At 75.5% G+C, this 15,418-nt stretch carries 7 protein-coding genes; 1 reads left to right on the top strand and 6 read right to left on the bottom strand.

Translation table 11 applies throughout. The features are described from left to right. Positions 1-8: 8 nt before the first annotated feature. Positions 9-3,698: a bifunctional glycosyltransferase/CDP-glycerol:glycerophosphate glycerophosphotransferase gene (locus ACZ7MY_RS38240; RefSeq protein ID WP_499609663.1), complete on the bottom strand. Its 3,690-nt coding sequence runs from the start codon at positions 3,696-3,698 to the stop codon at positions 9-11. Positions 3,699-3,834: 136 nt separating this feature from the next. On the opposite strand from ACZ7MY_RS38240, the gene ACZ7MY_RS38235 reads away from it, so the two are divergent. After that, positions 3,835-5,934: a bifunctional glycosyltransferase/CDP-glycerol:glycerophosphate glycerophosphotransferase gene (locus tag ACZ7MY_RS38235; protein ID WP_499609660.1), complete on the top strand. Its 2,100-nt coding sequence runs from the start codon at positions 3,835-3,837 to the stop codon at positions 5,932-5,934. 28 nt (positions 5,935-5,962) lie between these two features. On the opposite strand, the gene ACZ7MY_RS38230 is transcribed toward ACZ7MY_RS38235, so the two are convergent. The 5 genes from ACZ7MY_RS38230 to ACZ7MY_RS38210 form a co-directional block, all read right to left on the bottom strand. Beyond that, positions 5,963-8,176 (bottom strand): bifunctional glycosyltransferase/CDP-glycerol:glycerophosphate glycerophosphotransferase, encoded by a 2,214-nt coding sequence (locus tag ACZ7MY_RS38230; protein ID WP_499609658.1) that lies wholly within the window; start codon positions 8,174-8,176, stop codon positions 5,963-5,965. A 115-nt stretch (positions 8,177-8,291) separates the two neighbouring features. Further along, a complete protein-coding gene (locus ACZ7MY_RS38225; RefSeq protein ID WP_499609655.1) occupies positions 8,292-9,212 on the bottom strand; it encodes a carbohydrate ABC transporter permease in 921 nt (306 codons plus the stop codon). Then, positions 9,209-10,486 carry a carbohydrate ABC transporter permease gene (locus ACZ7MY_RS38220; RefSeq protein ID WP_499609653.1) on the bottom strand — a complete coding sequence of 426 codons (1,278 nt, stop codon included), beginning with the start codon at positions 10,484-10,486 and terminating at the stop codon, positions 9,209-9,211. Before ACZ7MY_RS38220 ends, ACZ7MY_RS38225 begins: the two co-directional genes overlap by 4 nt. A gap of 81 nt (positions 10,487-10,567) precedes the next feature. Then, a complete protein-coding gene (locus tag ACZ7MY_RS38215) occupies positions 10,568-11,950 on the bottom strand; it encodes an ABC transporter substrate-binding protein (RefSeq protein ID WP_499609650.1) in 1,383 nt (460 codons plus the stop codon). 220 nt (positions 11,951-12,170) lie between these two features. Next, positions 12,171-15,239, bottom strand: coding sequence for an FtsK/SpoIIIE domain-containing protein (locus tag ACZ7MY_RS38210; protein WP_499609648.1), 3,069 nt, complete (start codon positions 15,237-15,239; stop codon positions 12,171-12,173). Between the last annotated feature and the right edge of the window lie 179 nt (positions 15,240-15,418).

Genomic DNA, 15,418 nt, shown 5'->3' with positions numbered 1-15,418 from the left:
GGGTTCCCTCAGGGTCGGTGACGGTCGGGTTCGAGCAGCCGGTCGACGGCGCGGGCCGCCGCGCCGCCGTCGTCGAGGTGGCAGAACGTCGCGCGGAAGTGGGCGTACGCGTCGGCGCTGTGCCGTGCCACGGCGTCGAGGTCGCGCAGCGCGCCCGCCAGTTCGGCGGTGGACTGCAGCAGCGGGCCGGGGGCCTGCGCCTCGAAGTCGGGGTAGAAGCCGCGCAGGGTGTCGCGGAAGTGCTCCAGGTCGGGGACGAGGAAGAGCATCGGGCGGCCGGTGTTGGCGAAGTCGGCCGCCGGTGACGCGTAGTCGGTGACCAGGACGTCGGCGAGCAGCAGCAGTTCCGCGACGTCCGGGTGGCAGGACACGTCGCGCACGAACCCGGGGCGCGGGGTGCGGACGCGGTCGGCGACCAGCGGGTGGGAGCGGTAGAGCAGCACGTGGTCGGCGCCCAGGGCGCGTTCGGCCTCCGTCAGGTCCAGGTGGGGCGACATGCGGTAGTGCTCGCCGTCGTACGCCTGGTCGTCGCGGCGCGTCGGCGCGTACAGCACGACGGTGCGGTCCGCGGGGATCCGCAGCCGGTCGCGCAGCGCGGCGGCGACCTTGTCGCGGTCGTCGGCGAAGAGGACGTCCGTGCGGGGCAGCCCGGTCTCGGCGACCGGGCCGTCGTAGCCGAGCGCGCCGCGCAGCAGCGGGGTGCCGGCGGCGTTCGGCGACAGCAGCAGGCTCCACTGGGCGCCCGGGTCGCGTGGCGGGCGGGGCAGGTGCACCAGGTCGGCGCACAGGGTGCCGGCGAGGTCCCGGCCGGTCCGCTTGAGGGGGGTGCCGTGCCAGGTCTGCAGCACGGTCTGGTCGGGGCGGCGCACGAACCACGGCGGCAGGTGCGTGTTGGTGACGACGTAACGGGCGCGGGCGAGCGCCTCGTACCAGGCGGCGCTGTGCAGGACGACCGGGCGGGCGGTCGCCGGCGGCGGTGCCTGGCCGTCCCTGACCACCCACAGGTGTTCCAGGCCGTCCGCCGTGCGGCGGCGCAGCAGCTCCTCGTGGACGGCGCGCGGGGAGTCCCCGTACGCCCGCCCGTCGAAGGCGCTGTAGAGCACCGCCTCGCGGCGCGGCAGGCCGCGGGTGCGCGGGTGGTGCCTCTCGCGCAGCACCCGCTGCCGGTACGGGCCGCGCTGCGGCTCCGGCACCGTGGGCCGGGAGTCGAGGAACAGCCGGTCGTGGAAGCGCCGGTCGACGGAGAAGGACTTGCCGCCGGCCTCCGCCGCCATCGGCAGCGCCTCGAACACCCCGGGCGCGACCCGCACCGGGGCTTCCGTGCCGGCCCCGTCGCGCAGGTGCAGGTACCAGCGCCCGGCGGGCAGCGGGACGGTGCCGGCGAGGGAGTCCAGCGCGCCGGGGCGCAGGGTGGCGGTGAAGCGGCGCCCTTCGTGCGGGCCGGGCCCCGCGGCGTTCTCCGGCGCCTGCGGCAGCGCCGGGATGGCGCTGGACGGCGGAGGGAATCCGGGCCGCCGCCCCGGGACGCCGTCGGCCTGGACCGGGACGGCGTGCTCCACGCGGTGGGTGCCGTGGCGCAGCACCAGTTCGGCCGGGCCGGGCGCGGAGCCGGGGGCGAGGCGGCCCGCCACGACCAGGGCGCCCTCGGCGGTCCAGCCGATCGCGTCGGCCACCGGCTGCGGGGTGCGGTCGCGCAGCACCAGCTTCCCCGACGCCTTCGCCTCGACCAGCAGCCGCCGCGCTGTGCCGCCGAGGCGGGGGTCGGTGCCCAGGTCGTAGTGCCCGGCGGGCAGCGCGCCGTCGAGGTGGACGGGGTCGGCGTGCCCGGGGCGCAGCAGCGCCACGTCCCAGCTGTCGGTGTCCTCGGGGCGGATCTCCTTGGGCCCGGCGTCCAGCGCGGGCCGGGCGGCCGCCAGGGCGGCGAGGGGCACGCGGGCCCGGCGGACGCCGTCGTCCGCCTCCCCGGAGGCCAGGGGCCGCAGCGGGTACTCCAGCACGGTGGGTGTCGCGGAGTGCGTCAGCCGTACCGCCGTCGCCTGCGGTGCGCCGGTGAAGTCCAGCTCCACCGCGGTGCCGTCGGCGGACGCCCGGTGCCCGGTCAGCCGCCGCACCTCCGGCTCGACCGACAGGTGCAGCCGCCCCTGCCGGTAGTACGGCACGAGCCGCATGCCGCCGCCGGCCGCGTACGAGGGCGGGGACGCCCCCGAGCCCGAGTCCACGGCCCGCAGTCCCGCCCTGCGGATGACCCCCTTCGCCGCGACCACCACCCCGAGCCGCCAGCGGCCGGCCCGGGGTTCGCCCTGTCGGCGGCCGGTGGTCAGCCGCGCCGGGTCGATGGTGATCTCGAAGCCCGACCAGTCGTAGCAGTGTTCCTCCTGGCGCGAGTTGAGGGTCGCGGCGGGCTCCTGCCGGATCCTGACCGGAAGCAGCACCACCTTGGCCCGGCGGCCGTGGCCGTGGACGGCGACGGCGGTGATGTGGGCCGCGCCCTTGCGGTCCGCGTCGATGTTGCGCAGGTAGGCGTAGCCGCGCAGGACGAGCCGGCCGTTCTCCCGCACCACCTCGCGAACCCGCGCCCGGACCGGGAAGTCCGAGCGCCGCAGCCGGGCCGCCGCGGCCGGCAGGGCGATCCGGCCGCCGTCCGCGTCGCGCAGCACCGCCCGCTTGCGCAGCGGCGGGCCGGCGACGGCGAAGCCGGCGGAGTTGCGCTGCTCGTGGTCGAGCACCGCCAGCAGGTCGTCGAGGCGGTCCTTGAGGATGAGGTGCCACTTGATGCGCAGCGCGGCGGGCAGTTCCGGGAAGAGGGCAGGGTCGACCCGGGTCAGCCAGTCACGGCAGCGGTCCATGAAGACGCGCCGGTACTCGGGGCCGGCCATCGGCAGGGCGTCGATGAAGTACAGCAGGTCGTCGGTGAGGACCGAGCGGTCGTAGTCCCGCTTGAAGGCGGTCCAGCGGGTGCGGGCCGGGTCGCCGAGGAAGCGGCTGACGTGGTCGACGGCGGCGATCCGGTCGCGCACGCCCCTGACGTCGGTGCGGCGCCGGGTGATGGAGCCCTCGCGGATCCGCCAGTAGTAGACGTGCTCGTGGGCCACGTCGACGGCGTCGGCGAGGAAGTGCGCGGGGATGGTGAGCGGGGTGTCCTCGTAGAGCACGCCCTCGGGGAAGGCGAGCCGGTGCCGCTCCCAGAAGGTGCGGCGGAAGACCTTGTTCCAGGCGACCCGGTCCGAGAGCAGGCTCAGGTCGCGGGTGATGTGGGTGCCGGTGACGGTGCGGGTCATCTCCCGGTGCTGCCAGGCCTGGCTGCGGCCGTCGGCGGTCAGCCGCCACACGTTGCCGGTCGCGAGGTCCGAGCCCGAACCGTCCAGCAGGCCCACCAGCGTCTCGTAGGCGCGCGGCGGCAGGATGTCGTCGCTGTCGAGGAAGCACAGGTACTCGGTGCGCGGGTCGGCGTGCCGGGTGCCGGTGTTGCGGGCGTGGCCGAGTCCGCCGTTGTCCTGCCGGACGAGGCGGAAGCGCGGGTCGCGGCCGGCGAAGCCCTGGGCGATCTCCGGACCGGAGTCGGTGGAGCCGTCGTCGACCATGACGACGTCGAGCGCGTCGAAGGTCTGCGCGGCCACCGAGCGCAGGCACTCCTCCAGCCAGCTCTCGACGTTGTGGACCGGAACGACGACCGTGAGGCGGGGCGTGCGCGACACCATGGTGACGTGGCCCTTTCCGGACGAGGGCGACAGGGGGCGAGGGGTTCAACTCGCGACCGCCTCCTCGGTCACCTCGCCTGCGCCTTTCGGGTGATCCACCGGGCGCCGGGGGCCGCCGCTGCTTACGCTCGGCGCTATGCCTCGGTTCAGCGTGATCGTCCCGGTGTGGAAGGCCCAGGGCTACGTCCGTGCGTGCCTGGAGTCGGTGCTCGGGCAGCGGTACGCGGACCTGGAGCTGATCGCCGTCGACGACTGCTCGCCCGACGGGTCGGCCGCCGTCGTCGAGGAGGTCGCCGCCGCCGACCCGAGGGTGCTCCCGCTGCGGCGGCCGCGCAACGGCGGCGCGGGCCCGGCCCGGAACGCCGGCGCGGCCCGGGCCAGCGGCGACTACCTGCTCTTCCTCGACGCGGACGACCTCCTCGCGCCCGGCGCCCTGGCCGCCCTGGACGCACGGCTGCAGGCCACCGGCGACCCGGAGGTGCTGCTCTTCGACCACGACCGGCTCGACGTGTGGGAGCACCGCGCGGAGAGCGGGGACGGCCCCTTCCTGCAGGCCGCCGCCCTCGCCGGGCACGCCGTCTTCCGGGCCACCGAGCGCCCCGAGTGCCTGACGGTCTTCCCCGCCGCCTGGAACCGGGTGGTGCGGCGCGACTACTGGGCCGGCTTCGGGTTCGGCACCGGGCCGTACGAGGACGTGCCGGTGGTGTACGAGACGCTGCTCGCCGCCCCGCGCATCGCCTGCCTGGACCGGGTCTGCGTCACCTGGCGCAGGCGCCGCCACGGCAGCTTCTCCAGCATGCCGGGCCCGCAGCACCTGGCGCTGGCCGACCGGTACGACGCCCTGCTGGCCCGGCACGACCTGCCGGTGCTGCGCGCCGAGCGGGACCGGCGGCTGACGGCCGTCCTGGACGACCCCGGGCGGCTGCGCCCGCAGGACCGCGCCGCCTTCTTCCGCCGCGCCGGGCTGCCCGGCAGCTTCGCCGCGCACCGCGCGGCGGAGCTGCGCGCCGACGCGGCCCGGCGGCTGCGGGTCCGCCGCAACGCGGCGGCCCGCGAGGTGTACCGCCGCTGGTACGCCCTGGAGCGCCGCCGCCCGCTCGACGACGACCTGGTGGTGTACGCGGCGTACTGGAACCGGGGGGTGCTGTGCAGCCCCGCCGCGATCCACCGCAAGGCCCGGGAGATCGCCCCGCACCTGCACGGGGTGTGGGTGGTCCGGCGCGGCGCCCGGGACGCCGTCCCCGAGGGCGTCGACCGGGTGGAGGTGAACTCCCGCCGCTACTGGGAGCTGCTGGCCCGCGCCCGCTTCCTGGTGAACAACGCCAACTTCACCGGGGAGGTCGTCAAGCGCCCCGGCCAGGTCTACCTGCAGACCCATCACGGCACCCCGCTCAAGCACATGGGCATGGACCTGCGCGCCCACCCGGCGGTGGCCAAGGGCATGAGCTTCCACCGGCTGCTGGACCACGCCGACCAGTGGGACTACTCCCTGTCCGCCAACCCCCACTCCAGCGAGGTGTGGGAGCGGGTCTACCCCGGCGGCTACCTGACGCTGCCCACCGGATACCCCCGCAACGACGCCTACTTCACGGCCGGCGCCGACGACGTGCGCCGGATCCGGGCCCGGCTGGGCGTCCCGGACGGCGTCAGGGCCATCCTGTACGCCCCCACGCACCGCGACTACCAGCGGGAGTTCGTCCCGCAGCTCGACCTCGCCCGGTTGTGCCGGGCGCTGGGCCGGGAGTACCTGGTGCTGGTCCGCGCGCACTACTTCCACCCGGGGGCCGGGCCGGCGGCGCTGCCGGAGGGGGCGCTGGACGTGTCCGCGCACACCCCGCTGGAGGAGCTGTGCCTGGCCTCCGACGCCCTGGTCACCGACTACTCGTCGCTGATGTTCGACTACGCGGGCCTGGACCGCCCGATCGTGGTGCACGCCGCCGACTGGGAGGTCTACCGGGCCGCCCGCGGGGTCTACTTCGACCTGGTCTCGGGGCGCCCCGGCGACACCCCGGGCGTCGTCGCCCGCGACGAGGCCGGCATCGCCACCGCCTTCCGCTCGGGCGCCTGGTCCTCGCCGGAGGCCGCCGAGCTGCGGGCGGCCTTCCGGGCCCGTTTCTGCCCCTGGGACGACGGCCGCGCAGCCGAACGGGTCGTGCGCCGCGTGCTGCTGGGCGAACGCGAGCTGCTGCCCGTCCTCAAGCCGGACGAGCGCACCCCGGCGCCGCCGCCGGGGTGAGCCCGCGGCGGTCGGGGCGCGGGCGGCACTAAGGGCGAGCCGGCGGGGCCGGGGTGCGGCGCTCCGGGGGGAGGGCGCAGGGCTGTCCGCCGTCCTCGCCGAGGAAGACGCGGCGCACGACCCGCTCGGCGGCGTGGCCGTCGTCGTACGGGCAGAAACGGGCCCGGAACGCGGCGCGCAGCTGGGCCGAACGGGGGCCGCACCAGGTGCCGGTGGTGAGGATGGACAGCAGCTCGTCCTCGCTGCGGGCGACCGGCCCGGGCGCCTCGGCGGTGATGTCGAAGTAGGTGCCGCGGGCGGCCCGGTAGGCCGTCCAGTCCTCGGCGTGGACGACGATCGGGCGGTCCAGGCCCGCGTAGTCGAACATCAGCGACGAGTAGTCGGTGACCAGGGCGTCCGCGGCCAGGCACAGTTCCTGGACCGAGGGGTGGCCGGAGACGTCCAGCACGGTGTCGGGCAGTTCCTCGGGCAGGGTGGCCGTGCCGGCGTCGCCGTCCGGCGCGCGGTACAGGACGACGTGGCCGGGGCCGAGTTCGCGGACCAGCCGGACCAGGTCGACGGGCGGGTGGAAGCCGCGCCGGTAGTCGCGGTGCGCGGGCGCGTACAGGAGCGCGGTGGACCCGGCCGGGACGCCGAGGCCGGCGCGGATGCGCCGCACGTCGTCGGCGTCGGCGCGCAGCAGGACGTCGTTGCCGGGCCGGCCGTGCTCCAAGGTGGTGTAACCGGCCGGGTAGGCCCGTTCCCAGACCACCGTCGAGTGCGGGTTGGCGGACAGGCAGAAGTCCCAGCGGTCGGTGTGGGCGAGCATCCGGGCGAAGTCCCGGCCCGCCGAGGCGGCCGGGTGCCCCTGGACGTCCAGGCCCGTGCGGCCGAGCGGGGTGCCCTGGTGGGTGTGGAGGTTCACCTGGCCGCGCCGCTTGCGGTAGGCGTGCGGGAAGTTGACGTCGTTGACCAGGTAGGTGGCGCGCGCCAGCGCCGTCCAGTAGGCGGGCGAGCCGGGCTGGAGCCGGCGTACGCCGCGCGGCAGGGTGTGCGCGTACGCCGGGGTCGTGATCCACGCGGTGCGGACGTGCGGGGCCAGGTCGCGGACGGCGGCTTCCAGGGCGGCGGGGTCGCCGCCGTAGCCGCCGTACCGGCGGGCCGCGAAGACCGCGAGGTCCGGGTCGAGGGAGCGGTGCCGCTGGATCCGGTAGTGCAGCCGCAGGCCCGCCTCCCGGGCCGCCCGGGAGGTGTCCTTCGCCAGCCGCCGCAGCCTCCTGCGCAGCGCGTTGGCGGTGCGCACGGCGTCGAAGACCTGCCGCGCCCCGAGCCGCACCAGCAGCCGCCGGACGCCGCCGGGGACACCGTGCGCGCGGCTGCCCGGCTCCTGCGGGCGGTAGCGGCGGAAGTGGACGCTGCAGCGCTGGAAGTAGACGCCCCGGGCCGAGCGGGGCAGCCGGCCCGGGGTGTTGTAGACCGCCAGGAGGTGGTCGGTCATTCGGCCGAAGAGGGCGGGCCGCCAGCCGTCGAGCGCGGGGTTGCGGTCGAGGAAGGCGAAGACCCGGTCGTACTGGTCGAAGACGTCGAAGTGCCGGCTGCTGGTGGTGCGCAGGATGCTGCCCCTGCGGCGCTGCCGGTAGTGCACGCAGACCCGGTCGAGGACCGCGATGCTGCGGGCGGCCAGCAGCAGGGGGTAGGTCCAGGGGACGTCCTCGTACCAGCCGGGCGGGAAGGCGACGTCACGACGCTGCACGAACTCCCGCCGGTACGCCTTGTTCCAGGCGACGGGCAGCAGCCGCAGCAGGTCGGGGCGGTCGTCGAGGGGCCCGGCGGGGCGGCCGTCCTGGGCGAGCAGCGCGGCGCGCTGGTTGCGCACGACGCGTCCGTCCCAGTAGGTGCGGGCGTAGTCGTAGACCAGGACGTCCGGCTCCGCGGTCTCCTTCAGGCGGTCGGCGAGGGCCTGCAGGGAGCCGGGGGCGAGGGTGTCGTCGCTGTCGAGGAAGAGCAGGTAGTCCCCGGTGGCGCGGGCCGTTCCGGCGTTGCGGGCCGGGCCGAGGCCCACGTTCTCCTTCAGGTGCAGGACGGTCACCCGGCGGTCGCGGGCCGCGAAGGCGTCGAGGATGGCACCGCTCGCGTCGGGGGAGCGGTCGTCGACGGCGATCACCTCGAAGTCCGAGAAGCTCTGGCCGAGCACGGACTCCAGGCACTCGTGCAGGTAGGCCTGCACCTTGTGGACGGGCACGATGACGCTGAACCGGGGCAAGGCAGCACATCCGTAATGTCGGCTTACGCGGCGTATGCCCGTTATATCCCGGGCATGCGCCGCGCACGGCGACCCGTCCGGCGACGGAGTGTTGCCCCCTCTGACCTGCGCGGGGCTACTTGACGGCGCCCGCCATGACGCCGGAGACGAACTGGCGCTGGAAGGCGAAGAAGACGACGAGCGGGACCACCATCGACACGAAGGCCCCCGGCGCCAGGACGTCGATGTTGTTGCCGAACTGCCGGACCTGCTGCTGCAGGGCGACGGTGATCGGCTGCGAGCCGGTGTTGGAGAAGATCAGCGCCACCAGCATGTCGTTCCACACCCACAGGAACTGGAAGATGCCCAGCGAGGCGATCGCCGGGCCGCCCAGGGGCATGATCACGCGGGCGAACAGCCGCAGCTCGCCCGCGCCGTCCAGCCGGGCCGCCTCCAGCAGCTCCCGCGGGATCTCCGCGAAGAAGTTGCGCAGCAGGAAGACGGCGAACGGCAGGCCGAAGCCCACGTGGAAGAGCACCACGCCGATGATGTCGCCGAAGATCCCGATCTCCCCGAACAGCTTGGCCACCGGGATGAGCGCGATCTGCACCGGCACCACGAGCAGCCCCACCACCACGAGGAACAGCCAGTCCCGGCCCGGGAACTCCATCCAGGCGAAGGCGTAGCCCGCCAGCGCCCCGATCACCACGACCAGCACGGTGGCCGGCACCGTGATCAGCGCGGTGTTGACCAGCGAGGAGGTGACGGCGTCGTTGCCCAGCAGCTCCCGGTAGTTGGTGACGGTCAGCTGCGAGGGCGCGGTGAAGACCTTCCACCAGCCGGAGTCGGCGATGTCCACCGGCCCCCGGAAGGAGGAGATCAGCAGCCCCACGGTCGGCATCAGCCAGAACAGGGCCACCAGGACGAGGAAGACCCTCAGCACCCCGCCGCCGGTACGGGCCGCGACCCGTGCGGCGAAGGACTCCCGGGCGGCGGCCGTGCCGGTCCGCGCCCCGGCCGTGCCCGCGGGTTCCGCTGTGCCTGCGACGGTCGTCATCGCCGGGCCTCCCTGCGCAGTCGGCGGATGTTGAAGACCATGACCGGGACGACCAGCAGCAGCAGGACCACACCGATCGCGCTGCCGACGCCCTGGTCGTTGCCGGCCCCGAAGGAGGACAGGTACAGCTGCAGGGCCAGCACGTTGGCCTCGTCCTTCGAGGTGTCGGGCGCGACGATGTAGACCAGGTCGAAGATCTTCATCACGTTGATCATCAGCGTGACGACGACCACGACCAGTACGGGGGCCAGCAGTGGCACGGTGATCCTGCGGAAGACCTGCCACTCGTTGGCGCCGTCGATGCGCGCCGCCTCCATCAGCTCCCGCGGCACCCCGGCCAGACCCGCCGCGATGAGCACCATCGCGAAGCCCGCCCACATCCACAGGTACGACCCGATGATCGCGGGCGTCACCAGGGTGGGGCCGAGCCAGTCGACACCGTTGTACGGCTCCGCGAAGTTCGAGGCGGGCAGCCGCAGCCGGGCCCCCTCGGCCGAGGCGGGCAGCGCATAGGTGCCGTCCTTGCCGGAGGTCGCGGAGGCCACCACCCGTCCGTCCCGTACGGCCTCGACCTTCACGCCCTCCAGGGCCTTCTCACCGGGGTCGATCACCCCGGGCCTGCCGCCCCCGCCCGGCTTGAAGTCCAGCCACACGGTGCCGGTCACCCCGGGCCCCGCGGGGGCCTGACCGGCGTCGGCGGTGCCCGCGGGCAGCTTCGCCGCGGGGACGCCGATCAGCGGCAGCCCCACCGCCGTCCCCGCCCCGGCGGCGTCCCGGGTGGTGAAGGAGCCGCCGCCGGAGGCGGCCAGCGAGCCGTTCGGGCGCGGCCGGGCCCCCGGGTACGCCGAGGACTCGGCGAAGGTGTCGTGCACCCCGACCACGACGGCGTTGGCCGCGCCGCGCGCCGGGTCCTGCTCGTACACCAGACGGAAGATGATCCCGGCCGCCAGCATCGAGATCGCCATCGGCATGAAGACGACCAGTTTGAAGGCGGTGCCCCAGCTCACCCGTTCGGTCAGCACCGCGAAGACCAGCCCGAGGGCCGTGGCCAGCACCGGCGCCACGACCACCCAGACCGCGGTGTTCCGCAGCGCCGTCAGCGTGCCGTCGTCGCTGAAGACCGAGGCGTAGTTGTGCAGGCCCACGAAGCCCGAGCCCGCCTTGTCGAAGAGGCTGCGCCAGGTGGTGTACCCGATCGGGTACACCACCAGCGCGCCCAGCAGCACCAGCGCGGGCAGCAGGAACAGTCCCGCCACCCAGCGCGGGGTACCCATGACGCTCCTGCCCCGGGCGGAAGGCGCGCCGCCGGGAGCGGCCGGCCCCTTCGCCGTGGCCGCCGTCGCCATCGCGGCCGCCTATCCCGCGTACGCCTTGGCGGCGTTCGCTTCCAGCTTGGCCTGCGCGCCGGCGACGTCGGAGGGGTTCCGCAGGAAGTCCTGCAGGTCCTTCCACTCGCCCTTGCCCGCGGTGCCGCCGAAGGCCGCCGGTGCCTGGTCGGACATGTCGAAGCGGAAGTCGTCGCCCGCCGCGACCAGGCCCTGTGCGATGGAGCGGGAGACCTCGTCCGGATAGGCCGACAGGTCCAGCGACTTGTTCGGCGAGACGAAGCCGCCCGAGGAGGCCCACACCTTCGCCGCGTCGGTGGAGGCGAGGAAGGTCAGCAGCGCCTGCGCGCCCTCGCCGTCCTTCAGGGCCACGCCGACGTCACCGCCGCTGACCACCGGCGCCTTGCCGGAGCCCACCGCGGGGAAGGGGAAGACCTTGGCGTCCTCGCCCACCTTCGCCTTGGTGTTGTCGCCGATGAACGCGCCGACGAAGTCGCCCTCGTAGACCATGGCGGCCTTCGGCGGGTTGCCCGTGAAGGTCTGCGTCACGGACGTCGGGAAGTCGGTCTTGAGCGCGCCGTTCTGGCCGCCGGCGATCAGGTCCTTCTTGCCGAAGAGCTGGGCGAGGGTGGTGAGCGCGTCCTTCACCGAGGGGTCGGTCCACTTGATCTTGTGCTCGGCCAGCTGGTCGTACTTCTCCGGACCGGCCTGGGAGAGGTAGATGTTCTCGAACCAGTCGGTGAGGGTCCAGCCGTCCGCGCCGCCGACCGACACCGGGGGAGTGCCCGACTCGAAGAGGGTCTCGGCGGTCTGCAGGAAGTCGTCCCAGCTCCCGGGCGGTTCGGTGATCCCGGCGTTCTCGAAGGCCGCGGTGTTGTACCAGACCAGCGACTTGTTGGCGGCCTTGGCGTACACGCCGTACTGCTTGCCCTCGTACGCGCCGAGGTCCTTCCAGCCGGTGGTGAAGTTCTTGTCGAGCTGCGCCTGCACGTCGGAGGAGAGCGGCTTGAGCCAGCCCTTCTGTGCGAACTGCCGCAGCACGCCGACCTGGGGGAGGAACGCCACGTCCGGCGGCCGGCCGCCCTCGATCTTCGTACCCAGGAAGGTGGAGACGTTGTCCCCGGTGGGCACGAAGCCGACCTCGGCCCCGGTGCGCTTGGTGAACTCGTCCAGCACCTTCTGGAAGTTCTTCTGCTCCGGCCCGGTCCACACCGCCGCGACCTCGAGCTTCTGGCCCTTGAGGTCCGGCAGCGGGACGCTCCCGCTCGCGCCGGAACTGCTCCCGCCGCCGTCGGGGGTGCCCTTGTCGTCGTCGCCACCGCCGCACCCGGCGGCCGTCAGCGCCAGGGCCGCCGCCACGGCGGCGATCACCGTCCGGCGTGTACGTCGCGTGCGCCTGCTGGATGTCCGCATCTGCCTGCCCATCCCCTCAGCGCGGACCCGCGCCGCGGTGGCAGCCCGCCGCATGGCCGTGGCAGCTGCGCCGGGCGTCCCGTCCCCGCGTCATCCGCTGTTCCGCGTTCAGTCCTACGCCCTGTCTGATAACCGCCGCAATAGCGCCTCAGCGCACGGCGGTTGGATCGTGACCGTCATGTGACCGGCCGTTCGGACCGGCGTACGGGACCGGGACGGATCAGAGCAGCGGCGGCACCGGATCGGCCGCCGCGGACTCCGCGGCACGCTGCAGGGCACTGGCCAGCAGGGCGAGGTCGGTGGGGCCGTTGCCCAGTTCGCGCACCGGCCGGCGGGTCGGCGGGTCGCCCATGCGGTCCCACTCCAGCGGGACCACCGTCGGCCGCAGGGTCGCCGTCCGGGGGATCCGGCCACTGACCCGGCCGGCCTGGAAGGCGGTGACCGCCCCGTCCGGCCGGCGCAGGTAACCGCGGCCAGGCAGCGCGTCGTCGACGGTCGCCGGCTCCTCGACGGCGACCAGCAGCGCGGCCGACTCCGGCTCCTCGGTGCGCAGCGCGATCCGCAGCCGCGCCGCGTCGTCGGCGTCGGTGCCCGAGGTGCGCTCGGGGCGGCCGGTCGCGGCGACCAGGTGGACGCCGAGCCGTTCGCCGTCGCGCGCCACGGCCTCCAGGGCGCGCACCACCGAACCCGCGGCGGGCCGGCCGGGACTGCCGAGGGCGGGGGCGACCAGGGCGTCGAAGTCGTCGACCACGACGACCAGCCGGGGCAGCGGCTCCGTGGTGCGGGTCCGCACCCGCACCGCGCCGCGCACCTGCGGGTCCGCCGCGACGGCGGCGGCCGGGGCGTGGCCCGGCTCGGCCTGCCGTGGCACGACGGGCAGCCGGCGGCGTTCGTGCCACTGCGCGAAGTCCGAACCGTCCAGCAGGTCGTCACGGCGCTTCAGCTCCGCCGAGAGCGCCTGCGCGAACTCGCGCATCCGCACCGGGTCGGTGGCGGACAGGTAGGTGGAGACGTGCGGCAGGTCGGTGCAGCTGCGCAGTCCCTCGCCGCGCTCCGCCCCGGCGCCGTCGACGAGGACGAGGGCCAGCCGGTCCGGACGCTCGCCCGCGGACAGCGCGGCGGCCACCGAACGCAGCAGCTCCGTCTTGCCGGAGCCCGCCGCGCCGCCGACGAGCAGGTGCGGCCCCTCGGCGACCAGGTCGACCAGGATCCGGCCCTCCGGCCCGGCGCCCAGGACGGCCGCGGCGGCACCGCCGGAGGGGGTGAGTGCGGCCCAGCGGGTGGAGATCTTCGCCGGGGTGGCGAGCGCCAGGTCCAGCTCGTCCAGGAGCCGGGCCGTGGGCGGCAGCGCCGAACGCGTACGGCGCGGCGCGGAGTCGCCTTCGCGCAGCGGGGCGAGGGCCCGCGCGAAACGCTCGGCCCAGGCCGCCGACACCGCCTCCATCGTCATGTGGCCGGGGCCCTGCGGTTCCATCCGCAGCGTCGTCGCGACGTCGCCCTCCAGCACGGCGATGGCGCCGCATCGGGCGGCCAGCCGCTCCGGGCTCTCGGCCAGGCACAGCAGGTGCACCCCGACCGACGGCCCGGCGGCCGCGATGCGGTCGGCGGCCTCGCGCAGGTAGGCCGAGCCGGGGTCGCCGTCCACCACCAGCAGGGTGTACGGGCCCTCGCGGCGTGCCGCGGCCTCGGCTACCTCCTCGGGGGTCGCCGTCGCCCAGCCCGGGCCGAGCGGGCCCTCCTCGATGCGGCGGACCACCTCGGCGATCCGGGCCTCGGCCTGTTCGCGGTCGGAGGCCGTGAGCAGCCGGCAGTCCTGGCCGTGGGCCGGGCGCAGATGCGGCAGCCAGTACAGCCAGCCCCACTCCTCGGCCCGTTGCTCGGCGGGACGGGAGCGGTCGGCGCTGATCAGCACGACCTCCAGCACGCCGGGCGCGTGCAGGGCGCACAGCTGGGCGATCACCGCCCGGGCCAGCCCGGACAGCCGGGGGCGCGGTCCGGTGAGGCCGAGCACCTGGGTGTGCGGGTCGCGCAGGTCGACGGTGAACGGCACGGCGGGCAGCGTCCGGAAGCCGTCCTCCGCGGTCAGGTCGGCGGTGCCGAGCCGGACCGTGAGCAGGTCGGGGTGGCCGGGGGCGCGCTCCCACAGCCGCGGTCCCGGCCCGAGGGCGGTGAGCAGGACCGCCGCCGGGTCGGGCCAGCGCTCGCGCAGCGCGGCGGCGTCGGCCCGGTCGTACGGGGTCCCGCCGCCCTCGGACCCGTCGGCGTCCGGGGCGCCGCGTCCGGTGGTCAGGCGCCTGGCCCAGTCCCCTATCGCGCCGGCCATCCGGGTGCCGCCGCGCCGGCCCTGGGGCGGCTCGACGGCGCGGGTCTGCTCGGACAGCCCGCGCTGCGGGGTGTCCCGCCGGGCCGGGGTGCCCGCGGCGGCCTCCGCCCGGTCCTCCCCGGGCGCGGGCGCGGGGCCGGCGTCCGCGCCGACGCTCCCGGACCCGGTGCCGGCGGTCGTCGCGCCGTCGGCGGGCGCCGCCTCGCGCGGGGCGGTCCGCTGCGCGGCGCCGTCGTCGGGCCGGGCGGGACGCCAGGTCGCCACGCGGCCCGTCTCGGGCCAGGAGGTCGGGGGGAGGGCCACCTGGAGGTGCCCCTCGGCGTCGGGGACGGCGGGGACGGAGGCGGGCGGCGGGGGCACCGTCGAGCCGGGGGGCGCCGGCTCCAGTCGGAGGGTCGACTCGCCGATCCGCAGCAGCGCGCCGGCGGGGAGGGGGACCGCGCGCTCGCCCACGGGAGCGCCGTCCAGGAAGGTGCCGTTGGTGGAGCCGAGGTCGGCGACGGTGACCCGGCCCTCGCCGTCCACGGTGACGGCGCAGTGCAGCCGGGAGACGTCGGGGTCGTCCAGCGGCACGTCCGCGTCGGCGGAGCGGCCGACCCGGATCCGTCCGCCCTGCAGCAGGTGGACCCCGCCCGCGTCGGGGCCGCCGACCACGTGCAGCCGGGCGGCGGCCGTCGGGCTGCCGCCCTCGTGCCCGTCGGCGGGGGCGTGCAGCGACAGCACCGCGCCGTCGAGCAGCGGCGGAACCCCGAGGACGGCGGTCGCCGGGTCCAGCCGCTCGGCGCCCGCGTAGAGCGGCGGCGTGGACTTGCCGGCCCGCGCGGGCTGCCCCGAGCCGCCCGAGCCGGACGCCAGGGCGCCGGCCACCGCACTGAGGGGTGTGCCCGCGGGCGCGGTGACCAGCACGTCGCAGGAGCGCGCCGCGCGGCCGCCGCGCGGCCCGAGAACGGTCAGCCGGATCTGCATCTCCGTCCACGGTCCCTTCTGCCCGGATCCGCCGCGGCGCGGGCCCCCGACCCCACCCGCCGCCCTGCCCGGGACGTCGACACGTACAAGAGCGGAACGGTTGCCTCCCCTTGCCCGGCAGGCCCAGCCCGCCCGGCGAAGTGCGATCCGCGACAGGCATCCTCCCACTCGCCGCCGAC

The sequence above is a fragment of the Streptomyces sp. NPDC111520 genome (genome assembly GCF_055635295.1).
Note: the sequence above shows the minus strand (reverse complement) of the source record. Positions and strands in the feature narration are given on the sequence as shown.